The organism is Enterococcus sp. OL5, from assembly GCF_006491895.1.
Classification (GTDB): domain Bacteria; phylum Bacillota; class Bacilli; order Lactobacillales; family Enterococcaceae; genus Enterococcus_D; species Enterococcus_D innesii.
On record NZ_VHIL01000001.1, the window covers coordinates 116,447 to 137,738 of the forward strand.

General features: G+C 42.8%; 23 protein-coding genes. 2 read left to right on the forward strand and 21 right to left on the reverse strand.

All coding sequences use genetic code 11. The features are described from left to right. Positions 1 to 78: 78 nt before the first annotated feature. From FJU10_RS00535 to FJU10_RS00600, 14 genes are all read right to left on the reverse strand, one after another. Positions 79 to 804 carry an amino acid ABC transporter ATP-binding protein gene (locus tag FJU10_RS00535; RefSeq protein ID WP_005225901.1) on the reverse strand — a complete coding sequence of 242 codons (726 nt, stop codon included), beginning with the start codon at positions 802 to 804 and terminating at the stop codon, positions 79 to 81. Positions 805 to 820: 16 nt separating this feature from the next. Beyond that, positions 821 to 1,510 (reverse strand): amino acid ABC transporter permease, encoded by a 690-nt coding sequence (locus tag FJU10_RS00540; RefSeq protein WP_005225900.1) that lies wholly within the window; start codon positions 1,508 to 1,510, stop codon positions 821 to 823. A gap of 22 nt (positions 1,511 to 1,532) precedes the next feature. Then, a complete protein-coding gene (locus FJU10_RS00545) occupies positions 1,533 to 2,378 on the reverse strand; it encodes a transporter substrate-binding domain-containing protein (protein WP_077454371.1) in 846 nt (281 codons plus the stop codon). Between the two features lie 190 nt (positions 2,379 to 2,568). Then, on the reverse strand, positions 2,569 to 3,354 hold the full coding sequence (locus tag FJU10_RS00550; RefSeq protein WP_077454372.1) for an acetyl-CoA carboxylase carboxyl transferase subunit alpha: 786 nt from the start codon (positions 3,352 to 3,354) through the stop codon (positions 2,569 to 2,571). Then, a complete protein-coding gene (gene accD / locus FJU10_RS00555) occupies positions 3,347 to 4,216 on the reverse strand; it encodes an acetyl-CoA carboxylase, carboxyltransferase subunit beta (protein ID WP_140964857.1) in 870 nt (289 codons plus the stop codon). The genes FJU10_RS00550 and accD overlap by 8 nt, the downstream gene beginning before the upstream one ends. Positions 4,217 to 4,228: 12 nt before the next feature. Further along, the gene (locus tag FJU10_RS00560) at positions 4,229 to 5,593 is read right to left on the reverse strand and encodes an acetyl-CoA carboxylase biotin carboxylase subunit (RefSeq protein ID WP_077454373.1); all 1,365 of its coding nucleotides are present in this window, start codon (positions 5,591 to 5,593) and stop codon (positions 4,229 to 4,231) included. A 7-nt stretch (positions 5,594 to 5,600) separates the two neighbouring features. Continuing rightward, on the reverse strand, positions 5,601 to 6,029 hold the full coding sequence (gene fabZ, locus FJU10_RS00565; protein ID WP_005225895.1) for a 3-hydroxyacyl-ACP dehydratase FabZ: 429 nt from the start codon (positions 6,027 to 6,029) through the stop codon (positions 5,601 to 5,603). 4 nt (positions 6,030 to 6,033) lie between these two features. Then, positions 6,034 to 6,516 (reverse strand): acetyl-CoA carboxylase biotin carboxyl carrier protein, encoded by a 483-nt coding sequence (accB, locus tag FJU10_RS00570; protein WP_077454374.1) that lies wholly within the window; start codon positions 6,514 to 6,516, stop codon positions 6,034 to 6,036. Then, positions 6,517 to 7,755, reverse strand: a complete 1,239-nt coding sequence (gene fabF / locus FJU10_RS00575) for a beta-ketoacyl-ACP synthase II (RefSeq protein ID WP_008378187.1) — start codon at positions 7,753 to 7,755, stop codon at positions 6,517 to 6,519. A gap of 12 nt (positions 7,756 to 7,767) precedes the next feature. Further along, entirely contained in the window at positions 7,768 to 8,505 is a 738-nt protein-coding gene (gene fabG, locus FJU10_RS00580; protein WP_139960290.1) for a 3-oxoacyl-[acyl-carrier-protein] reductase, read from the reverse strand. A gap of 9 nt (positions 8,506 to 8,514) precedes the next feature. Further along, positions 8,515 to 9,438, reverse strand: a complete 924-nt coding sequence (gene fabD, locus FJU10_RS00585) for an ACP S-malonyltransferase (protein WP_140964859.1) — start codon at positions 9,436 to 9,438, stop codon at positions 8,515 to 8,517. A gap of 123 nt (positions 9,439 to 9,561) precedes the next feature. Then, complete coding sequence (locus FJU10_RS00590) at positions 9,562 to 9,786, reverse strand: acyl carrier protein (RefSeq protein ID WP_005225890.1); 225 nt, start codon at positions 9,784 to 9,786, stop codon at positions 9,562 to 9,564. A gap of 52 nt (positions 9,787 to 9,838) precedes the next feature. Next, entirely contained in the window at positions 9,839 to 10,801 is a 963-nt protein-coding gene (locus tag FJU10_RS00595) for a beta-ketoacyl-ACP synthase III (RefSeq protein WP_005225889.1), read from the reverse strand. Between the two features lie 9 nt (positions 10,802 to 10,810). After that, positions 10,811 to 11,251 carry a MarR family winged helix-turn-helix transcriptional regulator gene (locus FJU10_RS00600; RefSeq protein ID WP_008378199.1) on the reverse strand — a complete coding sequence of 147 codons (441 nt, stop codon included), beginning with the start codon at positions 11,249 to 11,251 and terminating at the stop codon, positions 10,811 to 10,813. Between the two features lie 320 nt (positions 11,252 to 11,571). On the opposite strand from FJU10_RS00600, the gene FJU10_RS00605 reads away from it, so the two are divergent. After that, positions 11,572 to 12,513, forward strand: coding sequence for a GIY-YIG nuclease family protein (locus tag FJU10_RS00605; RefSeq protein WP_140964861.1), 942 nt, complete (start codon positions 11,572 to 11,574; stop codon positions 12,511 to 12,513). Positions 12,514 to 12,581: 68 nt separating this feature from the next. On the opposite strand, the gene FJU10_RS00610 is transcribed toward FJU10_RS00605, so the two are convergent. The 7 genes from FJU10_RS00610 to FJU10_RS00640 form a co-directional block, all read right to left on the reverse strand. Then, complete coding sequence (locus FJU10_RS00610) at positions 12,582 to 12,812, reverse strand: YkuJ family protein (RefSeq protein ID WP_005225886.1); 231 nt, start codon at positions 12,810 to 12,812, stop codon at positions 12,582 to 12,584. An 83-nt stretch (positions 12,813 to 12,895) separates the two neighbouring features. Further along, positions 12,896 to 13,771, reverse strand: a complete 876-nt coding sequence (locus FJU10_RS00615) for an NAD(P)-dependent oxidoreductase (RefSeq protein WP_140964863.1) — start codon at positions 13,769 to 13,771, stop codon at positions 12,896 to 12,898. Positions 13,772 to 13,845: 74 nt separating this feature from the next. Next, positions 13,846 to 15,078: a glycosyltransferase family 4 protein gene (locus tag FJU10_RS00620; protein ID WP_005225884.1), complete on the reverse strand. Its 1,233-nt coding sequence runs from the start codon at positions 15,076 to 15,078 to the stop codon at positions 13,846 to 13,848. Positions 15,079 to 15,109: 31 nt separating this feature from the next. Continuing rightward, entirely contained in the window at positions 15,110 to 16,120 is a 1,011-nt protein-coding gene (locus FJU10_RS00625; protein WP_140964865.1) for a glycosyltransferase, read from the reverse strand. Positions 16,121 to 16,384: 264 nt separating this feature from the next. Then, on the reverse strand, positions 16,385 to 18,112 hold the full coding sequence (ptsP, locus tag FJU10_RS00630; protein ID WP_140964866.1) for a phosphoenolpyruvate--protein phosphotransferase: 1,728 nt from the start codon (positions 18,110 to 18,112) through the stop codon (positions 16,385 to 16,387). After that, on the reverse strand, positions 18,112 to 18,378 hold the full coding sequence (locus FJU10_RS00635) for a phosphocarrier protein HPr (RefSeq protein ID WP_003126335.1): 267 nt from the start codon (positions 18,376 to 18,378) through the stop codon (positions 18,112 to 18,114). The genes ptsP and FJU10_RS00635 overlap by 1 nt, the downstream gene beginning before the upstream one ends. Before the next feature lie 160 nt (positions 18,379 to 18,538). Further along, positions 18,539 to 18,730 carry a hypothetical protein gene (locus tag FJU10_RS00640; RefSeq protein ID WP_077454381.1) on the reverse strand — a complete coding sequence of 64 codons (192 nt, stop codon included), beginning with the start codon at positions 18,728 to 18,730 and terminating at the stop codon, positions 18,539 to 18,541. 270 nt (positions 18,731 to 19,000) lie between these two features. Here FJU10_RS00640 and FJU10_RS00645 point away from each other — a divergent pair, with 270 nt between their 5' ends. Next, positions 19,001 to 21,259: an ATP-dependent Clp protease ATP-binding subunit gene (locus tag FJU10_RS00645; protein ID WP_189372214.1), complete on the forward strand. Its 2,259-nt coding sequence runs from the start codon at positions 19,001 to 19,003 to the stop codon at positions 21,257 to 21,259. Positions 21,260 to 21,292 lie beyond the last annotated feature (33 nt).

A 21,292-nucleotide genomic window follows, 5' to 3' on the forward strand; every position in this document is an offset into this window, starting at 1 on the left:
CAAAAAAGCATCCTTTTACTGAAAGGATGCTTAGGAAAGGTCCAAATTTATCACTAACAACTGCGAACTTCTCGCAGTTTACAATACTTTACTCAAAAAATCAATGGTTCGTGGATTTTTCGGATGATCAAAGATCTGTTCTGGCGTTCCTTCCTCCATAATGATTCCCTGATCCATAAATAAAATCCGATCCGCGACTTCCTTCGCAAAGCCCATTTCATGAGTGACGATGACCATCGTCATTCCTTGCTGAGCCAAACGCTGCATAACGGACAATACTTCGCCAACCATTTCAGGGTCTAACGCAGAAGTCGGTTCATCAAAGAGCATCACATCCGGTTCCATCGCCAAAGCACGTGCGATTGCGATCCGCTGCATTTGTCCACCAGAAAGACTTTGAGGATAAGCTTTTGCTTTATCTGGTAAACCGACATCATTCAGAAGTTGTTTTGCTAACTGATCCGCTGCCGATTTTGCTACCTTTTTGACTTTCGTCGGGGACAAGGTAATGTTTTCTAAAACCGTCATATTCGGAAAAAGATTAAAATTTTGAAAAACCATACCCATTTTTTCCCGCATCTTATATAAATCATTTTTTGGATCGGTAATATCGGTTCCTTCAAAAAAAATCTTCCCGCTTGTCGGTACTTCTAATAGGTTTAAACAGCGTAAAAACGTACTTTTTCCTGACCCAGATGGCCCAATCACCACCACGACTTCTCCTTGATCAATCGTCGTGGTGATCCCTTTTAGCACTTGATTGCTGCCAAAGGTTTTGTGTAAATCTTGAATATCTAACATCATAGCTTGTCTTCTCCTTTTAACGACGATAGCCTTTGCCTAGTTTCTTTTCCCATAAACTCAATAGTCGCGAAGTCGTAAACGTCAAGATGAAGTAAATGACCGCCGCCACATAAAAAGGCGTTAATGGTTGGAAAGAACTGGTGACAACGATCTGGGCACTGTTCATTAACTCATAGATACCGATCGTTGAAAGCAAAGAGGAATCCTTGATCAAAACGATAAATTCATTGCCTAGTGGCGGCAAAATGTTGCGTAGTGCTTGTGGCAACACGACATAACGCATCGTTTGAAAAGGCCGCAGCCCTAAAGATCCTGCCGCTTCTGTTTGTCCGTAATCAACGGCATTGATCCCCCCTCGGACGATTTCAGCAACGTATGCCCCGGAATTTAGTGATAAGGCAATGATCCCTGGAAAGAGCCGCCCAAAATCAAGACTCAGCACGCCGATTGAGACTGTCGGCAAAGCAAACATTCCTTGCAAAAGACCAAAAGCGATCAAAATTTGCACCAGCATCGGTGTGCCGCGGATGACTTCAATATACGCATTAGCAAACCAGCGCAAAGGCGTCACTTTTGATAATTTCATTAGGGCAAAAATCACCCCAAGAATCGTTCCAAAGATCACGGTGATGATAGAGATCACAATAGTGATCACCACACCAGAAAGAAAATAAGGATAATATATCGCTAAAAAGGATAAATCCATAATTGTGTCTACTCCGTTCTATCTATTGCGCCGCATTTTCATTGGCTAGATCTGTGTTCTTTTGTACATACTCATCGATTGTACCATCTTCAATCAATTCTTTCAAAATACTGTTTAGTTCTTCTTGTAGTTCGGTACTCCCTTTAGGTAAAGCAATTGCATAAGAATCACCTTCAGATGCTTCTAATGCTACATCAGTGATCACGAGGTCATCATTTTGTGCAACATACGATTCAGCAACCGCACTTTCAAGGACCAAACCGTCGATCGAGCCTTGTTTCAATTCATTGACTAGATTGGGAACTTTAGCGATGGAAACTAACTGCGAATCAGCTAATTGGTCTTGGACGATCATTTCTTGGATGGATCCTTTTTGAGCGCCAACCTTTTTACCAGTTAAACTTTCGATTGAATCAAATGCCGACTCGTTATTTTTATTGACAACTAATTTTTGTTCTGGTGTAAAATAGTTGTCGGTGAAATCAAAAGTCTGTTTACGTTCGTCAGTTGCTGAGATGCCTGAAACAGCGATATCGGCTTTTCCTTGTTGCAAAGCAGTCAAAACAGCATTGAAATCAAGGTCCAAAATATTTACTTCAACACCAAGACGATCAGCGATCTCATTGACCATATCGATATCTGCCCCAACGATCGTGTCTTTGCCATCGATCAAGGCATGGAATTCAAAGGGAGCAAAGTCAGCAGAAGTTGCCACATTTAACACACCAGCTGCTTTGATGGCTTCCAATTGATTATCCGCCGAACCGCTGGCACTAGAACTTCCAGTACTCGATGAGCCGCCATTCCCACAAGCTCCTAAAACCAAAATCCCCGTCAATACAACAAGTGCTCCAAATAATTTTTTCATTAAAAACGCTCCTCTTCAAAACAAATATTTATGCAATATAATCTTCTTATATTCAGAATATATACATAGTAGCACAGAATAATTAAATTTTAAACTAAAAACTTTGTCATTTGCACGATTTATTCAATAACACTTTCAATAAAAAAATACTAGGATATCCTTCCTCTAATTAGAGTGGATACCCTAGTTTTTAAAATCGGCGAAAACGCTGATACCTTGCCTCAAGCAATTCTTCTGTTTGTAAGGTAGAAAGTTCAGCAAGTTTCGTTGAGATTGCCGCTTTCATCTGTTCCATCAATTGCTCTTTCGGTAAAAAGGCCTCTTCATTGGTTTCAGCAATCACTTTTTCAATAACACCTAATTCATATAGTTCTTGGGCAGTGATCTTCATCAAACCAGCAGCTTCTTTGGCACGGCTGCCATCTTTCCATAGGATCGAAGCAAAGCCTTCGGGAGATAAAATGGCATAGATCGAATGTTCCATCATCCAAACCTCATCGCCTAATGCCAGTGCTAAGGCACCGCCGCTGCCGCCTTCACCAATGATGATTGCCAAGATCGGCACCGTTAAATCGGACATTTCCATCAAGTTACGGGCAATTGCTTCCCCTTCCCCGCGCTCTTCCGCACCAATACCGCAAAATGCCCCCGCTGTATTGATCAATGTGACCACAGGTCGCTGAAATTTTTCGGCTTGCTTCATTAAGCGTAACGCTTTTCGATAGCCTTCAGGATGTGGCGAGCCAAAGTTTCTGCGTAAGTTTTCAGGCAGATTACGGCCTTTTTGAATACCGATCACGGTCACTGGCTTGCCATCTAAACAAGCGATCCCACCAACGACAGCTTCATCTTCGCCAAACAGACGGTCTCCATGAAACTCTTCAAACTCAGAAAAAATGCCTTCAAAGTAATCCAGTGCCGTCAAACGATCTTTGCTGCGAGCGAGTTCAACGATTTCGTGGGCTGCTCTAGTCATTGCGATCCCATCCTTTCCGCGTATGCAAAGAAATCAAATGGTGGATTTTCTCCCGCAAGTTCGTCCGTGGAACGATTTGATCGACAAAGCCATGATCTAGCAAGAACTCTGCTTTTTGAAAATCTTCAGGTAATTCCTGACGAATGGTTTGTTCAATCACTCGTCGTCCAGCAAAACCAATCAAGGCTTGCGGTTCTGCTAGAATGATATCCCCTTCCATCGCAAAGCTAGCGGTGACGCCACCGGTGGTCGGGTCCGTTAAAACCGTTAGATAAAACAAGCCAGCTTTACTGTGGCGTTTTACCGCCGCAGAGATTTTTGCCATTTGCATCAGTGACAAAATTCCTTCTTGCATCCGTGCACCACCTGAAGCGGTAAAAAGAACGACTGGTAGCTGTTTTTCGATCGCTCGTTCAAACAAACGGGTGATTTTCTCCCCTACGACCGTTCCCATACTGCCCATGATGAAATTCGCATCCATGACACCGATTGCTAACGACAATCCTTGCACTTTGGCCTCTCCTGTCAGGACAGCCTCATGCAACCCAGTTTTTTCTTGCATTTGTGCGACTTTATCCAGGTACCCTGGGAAATCAAGGGGATCTTTTGTGGTTACATCTGTGTCCCATTCTTCAAAGCTTTTCTCATCAATCGTGATAGCGATCCGTTCCCAGGCACTGATTCGGAAATTATACCCGCAGTGAGGACAGACTTTTTCCGCCCCCATCTCCTTCGTATAAAGCGTTCGTTTGCAACTAGGACATTTCGCCCAAAGATTATCTGGGACGACTGGTTCGTTCGTTGGCAGCTGACCTCGATTAGGATTGATGCGAATGTAGTTTTTTTTCTTAAATAAAGCCACTCAACTTCCCTCCTATTGTTCAGGTGTCCAATTCGGCAAAAATTCCTCTTGTAAAAAGGCGGTAGTATAGTCTCCCGCAATCACTTTCGGGTGACTGATCAAGTCCATTTGGAATTCTGCATTCGTAATGACACCATCGGTCACTAATTCGGCTAACGCCCGCTGCATTTTCATCAATGCTTCAAAACGATTCTCACCGTGAACAATCACTTTAGCGATCATCGAATCATAATAAGGTGGGATCGTGTAACCGGAATACATGGCACTGTCTACACGAACGCCTAGGCCGCCACTTGGTAAAAACAAATTGTTGATCTTACCAGGAGAGGGTGCAAAATTGAAGGCTGGATTTTCTGCATTGATCCGACATTCGATCGCCGCGCCCGTCATCTTGATGTCAGCTTGCGTCAAGCCTAGCGGTTCGCCACTAGCGACTTCAAGTTGTTTTTTGACTAAATCAATGTTTGTCACCATTTCGGTGATGGGGTGTTCCACTTGGATTCGAGTGTTCATTTCCATGAAATAAAACTCCCCAGTGTCCGCCATTAAAAACTCGATCGTGCCAGCATTACGATACCCTACCGCTTGTGCGGCACGTACCGCTGCTTCTCCTAGTTCTGCTCGCTTGCTTTCAGAAATCACCACAGAAGGGGATTCTTCCAACACTTTTTGGTTGTTGCGTTGTAGCGAGCAATCGCGTTCACCAAGGTGGATAATATTACCAAAAGAATCACCTAACACTTGCACTTCTATGTGTCGAGCAGGATAAATGATTTTTTCAATGTACATTTCATCGTTGCCAAATGCCGCTTTCGCCTCTTGCTGTGCGGAAGCAAAATGATGCGGCAATGCTTCTTTATCGGCGACTTTCCGTATCCCTTTACCGCCACCGCCGGCTGCTGCTTTGAGCATGACCGGGTAACCAATCTCTTCAGCGATCGTTAAAGCTTCTTCCACATCAGAAATCGCCCCTTTGCTTCCGGGAATGACCGGTACTTCTGCTTCGATCATCAAGCGTCTTGCATTGATCTTGTTTCCCATTGCATCGATAGTCTCACTCTTTGGCCCAATAAAGACGATATTGCATTCCTCGCACATCGCAGCAAAGCGGCTATTCTCTGAAAGAAAGCCAAATCCAGGATGGATCGCCTCAGCCTTTGTGACGATCGCAGCGCTTAGGATCTGCTGTACATTCAAATAAGAGTCGGCTGCTTTGGCAGGTCCAATACAAATCGCTTCATCGGCAAGCTCTGTATGCAACGCTTCTCTATCTGCTTCTGAATAAACGGCGACCGTTTGAATACCTAATTCGCGACAAGCGCGAATGATACGTACGGCGATTTCGCCACGGTTTGCGATCAATACTTTAGAAAACATGTCTCACCTATCCAATCATGAAAGTCAATTCTGCTTCCGCCACTTTTTTCCCATCAACATAGGCAATTCCTTTGCCGATGCCGGCTGCAGATTTCACTTTGATTATTTCTACTTCTAAGATCAAGGTATCGCCCGGTGTTACTTTTTTTCTGAATTTCGCTTTGTCTAAACCGCCAAAGTAGGCAGTTTTCCCACGAAAATCTTCCAATGATAGCAATGCCACAGCACCTGCTTGCGCCATTGCTTCCACGATCAATACTCCGGGCATCACTGGTTCATGAGGAAAATGACCTTGGAAAAATGGCTCATTGATAGTAACGTTTTTCTTCGCAACGACCCGTTTGCCTTCTTCTAACTCCTCTACCCGATCCACTAAAAGCATCGGATAACGATGAGGGATGATTTCTTTGATTTCTTGAATCGTTAATGCGCTCATTGCTTTACCCTTCTTTCACACGGAATAATGGTTGATTGTATTCAACGATTTGTTCGCTTTCAACCAAGACTTCAACTAATTCGCCATCAACGTCGCTGACGATTTCATTCATGACTTTCATCGCTTCCACGATACAAAGAATATCGCCTTTTTTCACGTGATCGCCGATTTGTTTGAAGTTGTCTTTATCAGGACTTGGTTTCAAATAAACGACACCCACTAATGGAGAGACAACTTCTTTGCCCTCTAAGGCAGGTTTTGCCGTTTCTACTGTGTCAGGTGTTGCTGAGACAGCAGGCGTTGGTGCAACAGGAGTTGGCGCAGCATTCGCTGCAGGAGCAGGCGCAGGTGCAGAGGATGCATTTTGTAGCCCACTTGTCGTATTTTTATTAAAATAAAGTTCAAAGGTCTCTTTTTTTAATTGAAGCTCAGTTAACGTCGATTGATCGAATTGGCTGAGCAGCTCTTTTACCTCATGTGTTTCCAATTACGCTTCCTCCCAACGTTTCAGCAAGATCACTGCATTATGACCGCCAAACCCAAGTGAATTACTCATGGCATAGGTCAAATCTGCTGGTTGGCTTTGATTGATAACAACGTTCAAGTCGATCTCAGGATCTTGTTCTGTCACGTTGATGGTTGGTGGAATAAATTGATGTTGTAATGCTAATAGTGAAGCAATGGCTTCGATTCCACCAGCCGCCCCAAGCAAATGACCAGTCATTGACTTTGTACTGCTGACATATGGTTTTTTATAGTCTTCCCCTAATCCGTATTGGATCGATGTCGCTTCTGCACTGTCATTGGCAGGTGTGCTTGTACCGTGGGCATTGATGTAGCCAACTTCAGCTGGGGTGATCGCCGCTTCTTGCATCGCCAATTTCATTGCTTTTCCAGCACCTGATCCATCAGGGTTTGGTGCAGTCATATGGTAGGCATCACAGTTCGCACCGTACCCCACGACTTCACCTAAAATCGTTGCCCCACGTTTTTGCGCATGCGCCAATGATTCTAAAATGAAGACACCAGCGCCTTCACCCATAACAAACCCACTACGATTTTTATCAAACGGAACGGAAGCTTTGTCAGGGTCTGATTCAGTGGTTAACGCCGTCAGAGACGCAAAACCAGCGATACCGATTTCACAGATCGTCGCTTCTGAACCACCAGCGATCATAACATCTGCATAGCCATGCTTGATGTTCCGAAAAGCTTCACCGATTGAATGGGTACCAGAAGCACAGGCGGAAACAGTCGTCGTACAAATGCCTTTCGCACCTACCCGTAACGCAATGTTGCCGGCAACCATATTTACAATCGACATCGGTACGAACATTGGTGATACTCGATTTGCTCCTTTGTCATGCATCCGAATCACTTGGTCTTGAATCGTTGGCAAGCCGCCGATCCCTGAACCAACCATCACGCCAAAACGATCCACATCAATGGTTTCTGTATCTAACTTCGCCATTTCCATCGCTTCTAACGCCGCATAAATTCCATAAATGGAAAAAAGATCCATCCGCTTCGTATCTTTTTTAACGAAGTACTTTTCTAACGGAAAATCTTTGACTTCAGCGGCAACTGAGATCCCTGTTGCTTCTGCGTCAAATTTTGTAATCGGGCCGATGCCGTTGGTCCCGTTTTGTAAACTTGCTAAAAATGTTTCTGGGTCATTTCCGATTGGAGAAGTGACGCCGTATCCTGTAACTACTACTCGATTCATCTATTCTTCCTCCTACCCTTGCATTGCCATCCCGCCGTCTACACTGATCACCTGACCAGTGATGTATGGGCTTTTTGCTAAAAAGACTGCTGTTTGCGCAACATCCTGTGTGGAACCAAAACGCTGTAATGGAATATTTGCCAATGATTGTTCTTTGACTTTATCCGACAGCACTTCAGTCATCTCTGTTTCGATAAATCCTGGGGCAATCGCATTGCAGGTGATCCCCCGAGCGGCACCTTCACGAGCGGCAGATTTCGTAAAACCGATCACGCCAGCTTTACTTGCCGCATAGTTGGCTTGCCCGATATTTCCCGTCAAGCCGACCACACTCGTCAAATTGATGATGCGGCCTTCTCGCAGCTTCATCATTTTTTTCAACGCGTGTTGCGTCATATTAAAGGTACCAGTCAAATTGATTTTGATCACTGAATCAAAATCTTCCGGTTTCATTCTCAACAATAATTTGTCATTCGTGATCCCGGCATTATTGACTAAAATGTGGATCGGTCCGACTGCCGCTTCTGCTTCCGAGAGCATGGCTGCCGCTTGATCAAAATCAGAAATGTCCCCATTGATCGCTACACATTTCACGCCGTAGCTGGTGATGCGATCGATCAGTGACTGGGGAATTTCTTTTCGTCCATTTAAAACGATATTCGCTCCTTCTTTGGCAAAGGCTTCCGCGATGGTAAAACCGATCCCTCGCGAGCTACCAGTTACAAAGACGTTTTTATTTTGCAGATCCATAAATTCCTCCTAGTTGAATCGGGCTAGTGTATCTGCCAACGTTTGGCTATCTTCTACACGCGCAGTCTGGATTTCTTTGTCTATTTTCTTCATAAAACCGCTCAATACTTTTCCTGGTCCGATCTCGATGACTTGTTGGATGCCAAGCTGCTTTAGTGTCGCAATGCTTTCGTAAAAACGCACTGGCGATTTCACTTGCAGCGTCAACAGTTCCTTGATTTGGTCTTGCTGCATTGGCTGCGCGGTCGTATTGCTGATGACAGGTACTTGCAACTCATCAAAGGTGATTTGAGCTAATTCCTGCGCTAATTGCTGCGATGCGGGTTCCAACAAAGCAGTATGGAAAGGACCACTGACATTTAAAGGAATCACCCGTTTGGTTCCAGCAGCTTGTAACAATTCCACCGCTTTATCCACTGCCGGCGCTTCACCGCCAATGACGATCTGCTGCGGCGTATTGTAATTGGCTGGTGTCACGATCCCGACTTGACTTGCTTCTTTACAGATTTCTTCAATCGTTTCAGCGGGTGTGTTCATCACAGCGACCATTTTCCCAACACCTGCTGGCGCCGCATTTGCCATATACCGACCGCGTTTTTGCACCAATGCGACTGCGGTCTGGAAATCAAGCGCACCACTAGCGACTAAGGCTGTATATTCACCTAAACTCAAGCCAGCAACAGCATCTGCTTTGATTTCTTGCGCATCCAAAAGTCGCCAAAAAGCCGTGCTTACTGTTAAAATGGCAGGCTGTGTATATTCCGTCTGGTTTAAACGTTCGTTTTCAGTAAAGCATAACTCGGCCATATCATATCCTAGAATCGTGCTGGCTTGTTCAAACGTCTCACGAACGATCGCTTCTTGGTGATAGAGCTCTTCCCCCATTTTTGGGTACTGTGCACCTTGACCGCTAAATAAAAAGGCTGTCTTCATTTTGCACTCCTTCATTACTTTGATGGTTATCGTTGGAGAACATGGCTTCTTGCAGTTCGTCTATGAATCAGCAAAAACACGTTCTTAAAAAGGAAAGGCTAGGCTGTCTGCCTAGCCTTTGTTTTATGCTTGTTGTTTTTCTACATATTTAACTAGATCTTCAACGGTTGTGATACCATCTTCTGTTTCGATCTTCACATCGAATTCATCTTCGATCTCGTTAATGATTTGGAAAAGATCCAAGCTATCTGCTTCTAAATCTTCTTGGATGTTCGTGTTCAATTTGATTTCTTCTTTTTCTTTTCCTAATTCTTCTGCTACGATTTCTTGAATTTTTTCGAATACCATGTGTATATTCCTCCAATGTGTTTTTCAATAGTAATTTTGTTTCGTGAACAAGTTATAAGGTGGCTAACATAGTTCCCCATGTCAATCCGCCGCCAAAACCTGAGAACACCACTTTTTGACCACTGCCAAGAGACAGTGTACCTCGTTTGATTTCTTCATCTAGCAATAACGGAATCGAGGCTGCCGAAGTATTGCCATAATCTTGCATATTTTGCAAAAATTTCTCACGGGGCTGCTTCAGCTTGCGAGCAACTTTGTCTAAAATACGAGAATTTGCTTGGTGAAGCAAAAAATAATCGATTGCTTCATCTTGTGTCAGATCATTGATCGAGGCGACCACATCACGCGTCGCAAAATCAAAGATTTCTCGTCCAATCATTTGCATACAAGCACTATACGCCGGAGCGTTTTGTGAAAAAGGATTCTCATTCGTGCGAAAACCAGATGTCAAGGACATGCCTCGCGTCCCATCTGCTTTTAAAGACTCTTTGAGTAAATGCTGCTCTGAAGATGCTTCCAGCAATAGTCCACCGGCACCATCTCCGAATAAAACAGCCGTCGAACGGTCGTTCCAATCCAAGACTTTTGAAAGTACTTCTCCACCGATGACCAATCCTTTTTTAGCGCCTGTTCGAATCAGTTTTTCAGCCATAGACAATGCATAAACGAAACCAGCACATGCTGCACTGATATCAAAAGCAAAGGCATTGACTGCCCCAATCGCTCCTTGGACTTGGCAAGCAACCGCCGGTGTATTGAAATCCGGTGTGATCGTCGCTACCAAGATAAAATCCAGACTTTCTGCTGAAAGCTGAGCATCTTGCAAGAGCGTTTGAGCGACGCGAATACAAAGGTCAGAAGTGTTTTCGCCAACAGCGACTCTTCTTCGTTTGATTCCCGTACGAGAATGAATCCATTCATCTGAAGTATCCATCAAATTTGATAGATCATCATTTGTTACGATTTTTTCTGGAACATAACTTGCAGTCGCGGTAATTTTTCCAAACATATTCATCCATTATTCTCACTTATAATCTTGTAAAAAGTCATGCAGATTTTTCAGTGCTTTCAACAGTGCCTGTTCCTCTTCAGGAGACATCTGACTCAAGACACCCTTCACCATCTCACGATGAAAATGCTGATGAACACGATAAAGGAGTTTTCCTTTCTTCGTCAAACCTAGTTTGACGACTCGCCGATCATCTTCACTGCGAATCCGTTCTACATATTCTTTTTTCACCAAACGATTGATCGCGATGGTCAAAGTCCCAACAGTGATCGAAAGCTCTTTGGCAACTTCAGTCGTGGTCTTTTTTTTGTACATCCCGATGGCTTCGATAGTATGCATTTCGGTAATTGAAAGGTCTTTGAATTGAGATTTTTTCAATTCAGATTCTTCAATCACTAAGATGTCATTAAAGACGCTGACTAAGTAGTCATTAACTGTTTCTAAATTGGGTTCCATAACCTTCACCATCCGAATACTTTGATAATCAAATCATTTGATAGTCAAACTATATCGGAAGTTATTGAGAAATGCAAGAATTTTTTCGAACTTTTTTTATTTTTAAGCGCATTTTTATTTAAGAATTGATTTTCTAAGATTTTAAAAGCTGCGAGTTGACAAAATAATCCGTTTCCGTTATAGAGAAATTTCCTTTGAATGTCAAAGTTTATCATTGCGTTGGCTCCACTCTATTTCTAATTTTTTCTTGTCAATGGCCAGCAAACGTTGCTCTCTTACGCTTCATCTGCTAATCTTTGGAGGAAGGAGAGGAACGATCGATGAATCCGAACAAAGAGTTTCTAAAAAACAAAGCAAATGCACTGCCTGAAAAGCCTGGTGTTTATCTAATGAAAGATCAGCACAACGAAGTCTTGTATGTAGGAAAAGCCAAATCATTGAAACAGCGTGTCGTTTCCTACTTCCGAAAAAACCAGCAGCATGCAAATAAGGTGCTTCGACTTGTTTATAATGTCGTTGATTTTGAAACGATCGAAACAGATACAGAATTGGATGCACTATTACTTGAATGTCGTTTGATCCAAGCTTTTCATCCTATCTACAACCGACAAATGAACCATTCAGCCAACTACTGCTTTGTTAACTTGACGAATCATACCTTCACGATCACTCAAACACCACAAATTGGCAGTTATGGCCCCTTTCGGCAAACAAAAAAATTGCCGATGTTGTTTCAATTATTGTCAGAAACCTATCAATTGCCGACTGTCAACGAACTGACGCTATTGACCTTACGTAAGCAACTCCCTCAAATGGAGGCGTATCCCTTGGAAGAGAAGTGGCGAGAGATCGGCTGTTTTTTTGCAGGAAAGAAGACCGACTGTTTTTCACTCCTTAAAAAACGCTTAGCATACCTGATTGATCACTTATTGTTTGAGCAAGCTAGTGTACTGCAGCGCGAGATCCATTTAGCGCAAAGCTTTTACCAAGAAATCGTGAGGGTCAATCAGTTTATTCAAGAACCAGAAGTGATTTTTTCTATACCCCTTGACTTAGAGGAGCCAGGATCACAGACGACTAAAATCAAATACTATCAAGTTAGCTTTGGCAAGTTGATCCAAACAAACATTCTTTCTCCTGAAGAAACATTCCAGCCACTTCCGCCAGCAAGCGCTGCGCTTCCTTTAGCCCCGAAAGATCTCGATCCATTAGGGATCATCCTCAATCACCTGTATCGCCAAGAAAAAGCAGCAGATAAATAAAAAACAGCAAGCCCCAGTAGGCTTGCTGTATAGAAATGAGAAAGCGACGACGAACGTCTCACTCATTCTTATTGGATCAAATCATAGATTTCCATGGCTACAATATCAACGTTATCAAATTGATAAGATTGACTTGATTCTGCTTCCGTTAATTCAAACGTTTCTGTCGAATTGTCATAAGTAACGGTACATTTTTCGACGCCTTCTTTTTCAAAACGACGTACTTGAACTTCATTGTCTTGCGCTTCGACCATCGCTTCTAAACGTTTGATGATAGCGACTAATTGCGAACTTTTCATTCGTAAGCCTCCTTTTTCTGTCCGTTATATTGTATCAAAACATCCTCTATCTTGCATTGATTTTTCGTATTTTTTTTGTCATTTTAAGATTTTTTTCCATCTTGCCACCAAAGTTTAATCAGCGCCTGCGTTCCGTCATTTTCGAAGCCTTTTTCAGCCAACTGATCATACAATTTTTTAGCTAAAGTGGTGCTCGGCAAATCCAATCCCATCTTCTTGGCCTCATCCAAAGCGATTCCCAAATCTTTGATGAAATGTTTGACAAAAAAGCCTGGTGAATAATCCTCTTTTAGGATACGAGGACTGTAATTCGTCATGGACCAATTGGCTGCCCCACCACCAGAAAGCGTGTCAATCACTCGTGGTAAATCAAGACCCGCTTGGTTCGCATAGACCAGCATTTCTGTCATCCCCGTCATCGTCCCGGCAATCATGATCTGATTGGCCATTTTCGTATGCTGCCCCTTCCCTGCCCCTCCTTGAAGTTGAAACGTCTTTCCTAATACTTCAAAAAGTGGTTTTACTTGTTGGTAAGCTTCTTCATCGCCACCAACCATAATCGTTAGCGTGGCGTTTCTCGCACCAAGATCACCACCAGAAACTGGCGCATCAATACTCGCTGCTCCTTTTTCCTTCGCTGTCTGGTAGATGCGTTCTGCCAAATCAGGGGTGCTGGTGGTAAAATCCACCAATGTTTTGCCCGTCACAGCTGTTTGAAAAATCCCTTGAGGCCCATAGTAAACCTCTTCAACATCGGATGGATAACCAACCATTGTAAAGATGATTTCACTTTCCGATGCAACTTCTGTTGGGGTGTCACACCAAATTGCTCCATTCGCAACGAGTTCATCTGTTTTTGCTTTCGTCCGATTGTAAACATTCACTGTATGTCCTGCAGCTAAGAGATGACCAACCATCGCTTGACCCATGACACCAGTACCGATAAATCCTAATTTCATGCAGATCCCTCCAAAATAAAAAAGTTCATGTCTTTAGTATACGCTAAAAACATGAACTTGCGAAAATTTTCTGTTTAATCAATCGTTCGGCGAAATGCTTTCAATTTAACTTTGAATTTTTCTAACGTCTGCTCGGTTTCTTTTTCGATGCGTTCTGTTTCATAATAAGCGACCATGTCATGGTAGAAAGACAGCATCGACTCACCAAAACGTAGTGCCGAAATCTCATACATCTTCCTAGCAAGAACTTCGGGATCAGCAGGAATCTTTCGTTCATAATAATCAATAAATGCTTTTGCGAAATCCCGATCACTCTCATAGGTGACACCTAAAGACGGATCGTCGATCAAAGTATTTAAGTAGTCATTGCCTTCAACGACTAACGGTGTTCCAGCAGCCATTGCTTCCGTGTAAGTCAAACCTTGTGTTTCTGAGGTGGAGGCACTGACGAAGTAATCGGCAGCATGGTAATAGATCGCTACCTTATCATTCGCCACTTCACCGACAAATTGAACATGGTCAGATAAAGCCATATCCACCACTTTTTCTTCTAATTTTTCTTTATGCGGCCCTTTCCCAACGATCACTAATTGCGCATCAGGAATCTTCGTTAAAATTTCTGGCATCCCGTCGATGATTGCTTGAATATTCTTTTCATAAGAAATACGACTGAGGGAAAGCAGCATGGGTTGATTCTCAGTGATGCCCAATTTCTCCCGCAATTCTTTTTTCATGTCAGTTGTAATGTCCGGTCGGCGAAACTTCTCAACTTCGATCCCTGTGGGGATGATCCGCATCGGTGAAACCACACCATACCCTCTCAGCGTATCGATGACTCGTTCACTTGGACAAACAACACCTGTCGAGTGGTTGGCAAAGAGCCGTGAAAGATATTTCACGTGAGATGGCCGCAAGACCTTTCCGTTGGCAATGTAGTGCAAGTAGTCTTCATACATCGTATGGTAGGTATGGATCACAGGAATCTGCAATTTCCGCCCCACCATTTTCCCCAACATCCCAGAGCCAAACTCGGTATGGGTATGGATCAATTCCAACTCTAATTCTTTGGCGATCAAATAGGCATACAACATGCCGCGCACTACGATTCGCCGGTCTTTGAAGGACACAAACGGGACACTTGGCATGCGAATGATATCTTCTTCGTCCAGATCAGCATTTGGATCGGTCGTAGTAAAGATATAGACTTTATGGCCTTTTTTCTCAAGCTCTTCTTTCAATGTCTTGATCGATGTCGCCACACCACTTACCTGGGGGAAGTAGGTGTCTGTAAAAAATCCGATTTTCAAAACGGTCCCTCCAAACTTTCCATTAGTTTCTTCATTCCGTATTCATCACTTTTGTATAAACTTCTTTTAGTTCATATCCGATTTCATCAATACTTTTTTGCTTGGCCGTTTCATAGCCGGCTTCACTCAACTGTGGCAACGTGCCTTCCACGATTCCTTTGATTTTCTCAATAAATCCTTGATTGTTTTTTTCCATGTATGCATTGTGCCCATTGCTTAGCCAACCTTTATAAACAGGAATATCCCGAACAAGCACATTTTGGTGGCTGGCTAACGCCTCAAGGACCACAATTCCTTCTGTTTCTTCATAGGAAGGAAAGAAGAACAGATCAGCCGCTGAATATGCCCCTTCGATGATGTCTCCTTTGATATAGCCGGGAAACAGCACGTTTTCTGGATGGTCTTCATTGACAAGGTCGCGGATCTGTTTAGGAATCGTCATCATTGGTGTATGACCAAACCAGATAAATGTATACTCAGGCAATTGTCTAGCTATCTCTACAAAATCAAGAATGCCTTTTCGTTCAAAAAACAAACCAACCGATATAATCACTTTTTGATCAGGTAAAAGCTGAAAATACTCACGAAAGGCTTTTTCTTTCTCATGATCAGGCTGATATTTGTCAAGATCGATCCCGTTCGAGATTGCTTCGATCGGCACTTGGATACCATACCCTTCCAAAAGTTCTTTCGAATAAGGGGTCGGGGTGATCAACTGATCGGCTCTAGAATAAAGATTGATCAAATATTTTTTATATAATGGCGAAAGCTGATTTGAGCCGATAAATGAATTCCGAAAATCCTCTTCTGTAGAATGGGCATGGTAAATCACTTTTTTCCTTTGTCTTTTGGCTTTATTGACCATATGCATACTATTGATTCCATACGTGTTGATGTGAAGAATGTCATAATCCTCATCATTTTTATCAAGAGTAAAAGGAATCCCGACAGATGTCAGCGCTCGCTGCTGATGAGCAAATGCGCGACCGATACCTGATTTAGCTAATAATTTTTCTCCTTCAAAATAAAGAAGTACTTTCAAAGATGATTCCTCCTTGGAAATGCTTATATCTGATATTAGTATACCATAGGCGATCGCAGACATACTCCTACCATGGTCCTAGATTTTGTTCCCCATTTAACCATGATACGGGAAAAACTCAGGGAATCATAGCTTAATTCCAAGATATGACAAAACTGTTCGTTTTCTGAAAAAAGTAGTAAGTTGTTGCAAGTCAAATCAAACAAAATGTCTTCTTAAAACAAAAAAGGCAACAAGCAAAAATTGCTTGTTGCCTAGAAATGATTAGTTTACATACTGTTCGATTAACTCTACAACTTCTTCCATTGTATCGCAATCTTCTAAAGCACGTTTTGCTAATTCTTGCATGTCAGTCGTTGACAAGCGTTTCATTAAGCTACGTGTTTTCAGAACAGATGTTGCACTCATTGAGAACTCATCTAAGCCCATACCTACAAGAAGTGGCACAGCAGTTTGATCGCCGGCCATTTCTCCACACATACCAGCCCATTTTCCTTCAGCATGCGCTGAGTCGATCACGTTTTTGATTAAACGTAATATTGATGGGTTGTATGGTTGGTACAAGTAAGACACGCGCTCATTCATGCGGTCTGCAGCCATTGTGTATTGGATCAAGTCATTGGTACCAATACTGAAGAAGTCAACTTCCTTGGCGAACTTGTCTGCTAAGACAGCTGCTGCTGGAATTTCGATCATGATTCCGACTTGGATCTCGTTAGAAATCTCAACGCCTTCGTCAATCAATTTTTGACGCTCTTCTTCATACATTTTCTTCGCTGTACGGAACTCTTTCAATGTTGCCACCATTGGGAACATGATACGCAAGTTGCCGTGAGCAGAAGCACGTAACAACGCACGAAGTTGGGTACGGAACATGTCGTCCCCAAGTTCAGATAAGCTGATACGCAATGCACGATAGCCTAAGAAAGGATTCATTTCGTGAGGCAATTTTAGGTAAGGAAGTTCTTTATCGCCACCGATATCCATTGTACGGACAACCACTGGTTTGCCAGCCATTCCTTCTAAAACTGCTTTGTATGCTTTGTATTGGTCTTCTTCTGTTGGGAAATCAGGAGAATCCATGTACAAGAATTCAGTCCGGTATAAACCGACTGCTTCTGCACCATTGTTGTGGACACCTTCTAAATCTTTTGGCGTTCCAATGTTTGCAGCCAATTCAAAGTGCTTGCCATCAGCCGTAACTGTTTCAGCATCTTTCAATTTTTCCCATTCTGCTTTTTGTTCTGCGTAGGCTTTCCCAGCTTCAACAAATTCAGCTGCTTGGTCATCTGTCGGGTTGACGATAACGTCACCGATAATGCCGTTAACAGCTAAGATGTCGCCCGCTTTCACTTTTGCAGTGATCTCCATCGTTCCAACGATTGCTGGGATTTCAAGAGAACGTGCCATGATTGCGGAATGAGAAGTACGTCCACCGATATCTGTTACAAAAGCTTTTACAAAGTTGCGGTCTAATTGTGCAGTATCACTTGGTGTCAAGTCATGCGCAACAACGACTACTTCTTCGTTGATCATTGAAGGATTAGGCAAAGTCACATTCAACAAATGCGCCAAGATACGTTTCGCAACATCTTTGATGTCAGCTGCCCGTTCTTGCATGTAAGCATTGTCATCCATTGCTTCAAACATACCAATATACATGTCAGTAACTTCTTTCAACGCAGCTTCTGCATTGACTTTGTTATCTGTCACGTTTTGTTTGATTTGACCGATCATCTCAGGATCTGAAAGAACCATTAAATGAGCATCAAATACTTGTGCTTCTGCTTCACCTAAAGTTTGTGCTGCTTTGTCACGGATTTGTTGTAATTCCGCTGTTGACTTCGCTAGCGCATCATCTAAGCGTGCTTCCTCTGCTGCAGTATCTTCAACTGATACTTTTGAAAAAGATAAATCAGGTTGTACTAACAGGTAGGCTTTCGCAACGGCTACACCATCACTAGCAGCAATTCCTTTTAGCATCTCAACCATTATTCAGACAAACCTTCTTTTTTCATTGTTTCTACGATTGCAGCGATTGCATCTGCTTCGTCAGCACCTTCAGCAGTGATAGTAACATCAGAACCTTGGCCAACACCTAATGACATTACGCCCATGATTGATTTAAGGTTTACTGATTTACCTTTGTACTCTAAGTTGATATCAGAGTTAAATTTGCTTGCTGTTTGAACCAATAATGTAGCTGGACGTGCGTGAATCCCTGTCTCAGCAACTACGTGAAAATCTTTCTTTTCCATATTGATCAATCTCCTTTATGATACGTTTTTTTGTGTGAAGGCAAAATTTCCATGCATGCAATGACACCCGAAAAAAATCGCCCTTTCAACTGTTAAGATTACCATTTTTTTCATCGATAGACAACCGTTTTCTCTTAAATAAACGATTGAAATAAATGTCCTATTTATTTTCTTGTACATAACGGTAGATGATCTTCCCGTTTAACCCCGCTTCTCCGACAAAAGAAGACCGATCTTCCAGCTGGAGCCAGACATCTCTAAATGCCAGAAATTCCGGCTGTTGAACAATCAATTCTTTGATCTCTCCATTGCGTAAACGCACTACTTCTACAGCAAAATCTCTGTTCTCCATCGTCCATTCTCACCTCTTTCTTTCTATTATAATTGAATTGATTTCTATTTAAAAGACGCTTTTGTAGATGAAAGAGCAGCGAGAACTTTTCAGAGTAAAATTCTTGCAGTCTGACAAAAAGTTAGTATAATAGAATTATGGTCAGTAAAGGTCAATAATACATTACCTCGAAGGTGACCGTTTCTTTGCCCACAGCCCCTTTTCTTTTACAAGCGATCAAAAGCGCCGTAAAATAGGGTTGTTGGAACAAATATGAAAGGTCGTGAATCTATGCTTTGTCAAAATTGCGGCAAAAATGAAGCTTCAATTCATTTATATGCCAATGTCAATGGTCAAAGAAAACAACTCGATTATTGTCAAAGTTGTTACCAAAAATTAAAAGCTCAATCTGGGAATGCTGCAGCTGCAATGGCGCAAGATCCTTTTGGATTTGGCAATCTTGATGATCTATTCCGTCAAATGTCTCGTCAAATGCAGCAAGGAAATACCCCTTATGAACAAACTCCACCGACACAAACCGGCGGTAACGGTTTTGTCGGCGGTCAGCCTCCACGCAATAACCAAGCACCTGCAGGTCTGTTAGGAGAATACGGCATCAATATTACCCAAATGGCTCGTGATGGCGAAGTCGATCCAGTCGTTGGTCGTGATTCAGAGATCAAACGAGTGATCGAGATCCTTAATCGCCGAACCAAAAATAACCCTGTTCTTATTGGTGAACCCGGAGTTGGGAAAACTGCCGTCGTTGAAGGGTTAGCCCAAAAAATCGTTGATGGCGATGTGCCACAAAAACTGATGGACAAAGAAGTCATTCGCCTAGACGTTGCCTCTCTTGTGCAAGGTACAGGTATTCGTGGCCAATTTGAAGAACGCATCCAAAAATTGATTGAAGAAATCAAGCAAGCAGAAAACGTGATTTTGTTTATTGATGAAGTCCATGAAATCGTTGGCGCTGGTGCAGCTGGCGACGGAAATATGGATGCTGGAAACATCTTAAAACCAGCGCTTGCCCGTGGAGAACTACAAATGGTCGGAGCAACGACGTTAAATGAATACCGCATTATCGAAAAAGATGCTGCTTTAGAACGCCGTTTGCAACCAGTGCGTGTGGATGAACCTTCTGTTGAAGAAACCATTCGTATTTTAAAAGGCCTGCAACCACGCTATGAAGATTATCATCATGTGAAATACACGGATGAAGCGATCGCAGCTGCCGCTACCCTTTCTAACCGTTACATCCAAGACCGATTCTTGCCTGATAAAGCGATCGATCTGCTAGATGAAACAGGTTCGAAGAAAAACTTGACGATCCAAATCGTTGATCCAAAAACGATCGAAAAGAAATTGCAAGAAGCAGAAGAACAAAAGCAAGCAGCCTCTCGAGAAGAAGATTTTGAAAAAGCTGCTTACTATCGCGATCAAATCAACAAACTGCAAAAAATGAAAGAACGTCAAATCAGCGAAGAAGAAACGCCAGTCATTACTGAAAAAGACATGGAACAAATCGTTGAAGAACGGACGAATATTCCAGTTGGCGAATTGAAAGAAAAAGAACAAACCCAATTAAAAAATCTCGCGGATGACTTGAAAGCAAAAGTTATCGGACAAGATGAAGCGATCGACAAAGTAGCCAAAGCGATCCGCAGAAATCGGGTCGGTTTAGGCAAACAAAATCGTCCAATCGGCTCTTTCCTTTTCGTCGGTCCAACCGGTGTCGGGAAAACGGAATTAGCCAAACAATTAGCTTATGAAATGTTTGGCTCCGAAGAAGCAATGATTCGTTTCGACATGTCAGAATACATGGAAAAACACAGTGTATCAAAATTGATCGGCTCTCCTCCTGGCTATGTTGGCTATGAAGAAGCAGGTCAATTGACTGAAAAAGTTCGTCGGAATCCTTACAGCTTGATTCTATTGGATGAAGTGGAAAAAGCCCATCCTGATGTATTGCATATGTTCTTGCAAATTCTCGATGATGGTCGTTTGACGGATGCCCAAGGACGTACGGTCAGCTTTAAAGATACCCTGATCATCATGACAAGTAATGCCGGAACCGGCAAAGTTGAAGCCAACGTTGGCTTTGGTGCCGCACGTGAAGGCATCACTCGTTCCGTGTTAAATCAATTGAACAATTACTTTACGCCAGAATTTCTCAACCGCTTTGACGGGATCATCGAATTCAAGGCACTAAGCAAGGAAAACTTGTTATCGATCGTGTCCCTTATGCTGCATGATGTCAATCAAACCCTTAGTCATCAAAAACTGCATATCGATGTTCCGCAAGACGTGCAAGAAAAATTGGTGGATCTTGGTTACAGTGCAACGATGGGTGCTCGCCCGCTGCGTAGAACGATCCAAGATCAAATCGAAGATGGGATTGCAGAATTCTATTTGGAGCATCCGCAAGTGCGTCAGTTAAAAGCCCAATTGGAAGATTCAGATAAGATCATTGTAACTTCCGCTGAATCCCCTGCACCTTCTTCAGAAGCCGACACGACTGAAGAAGAATCTTCGGAAACTAACGATTAACAAGCTTTAAAAACGTGTCTTGAACCGTTTCCT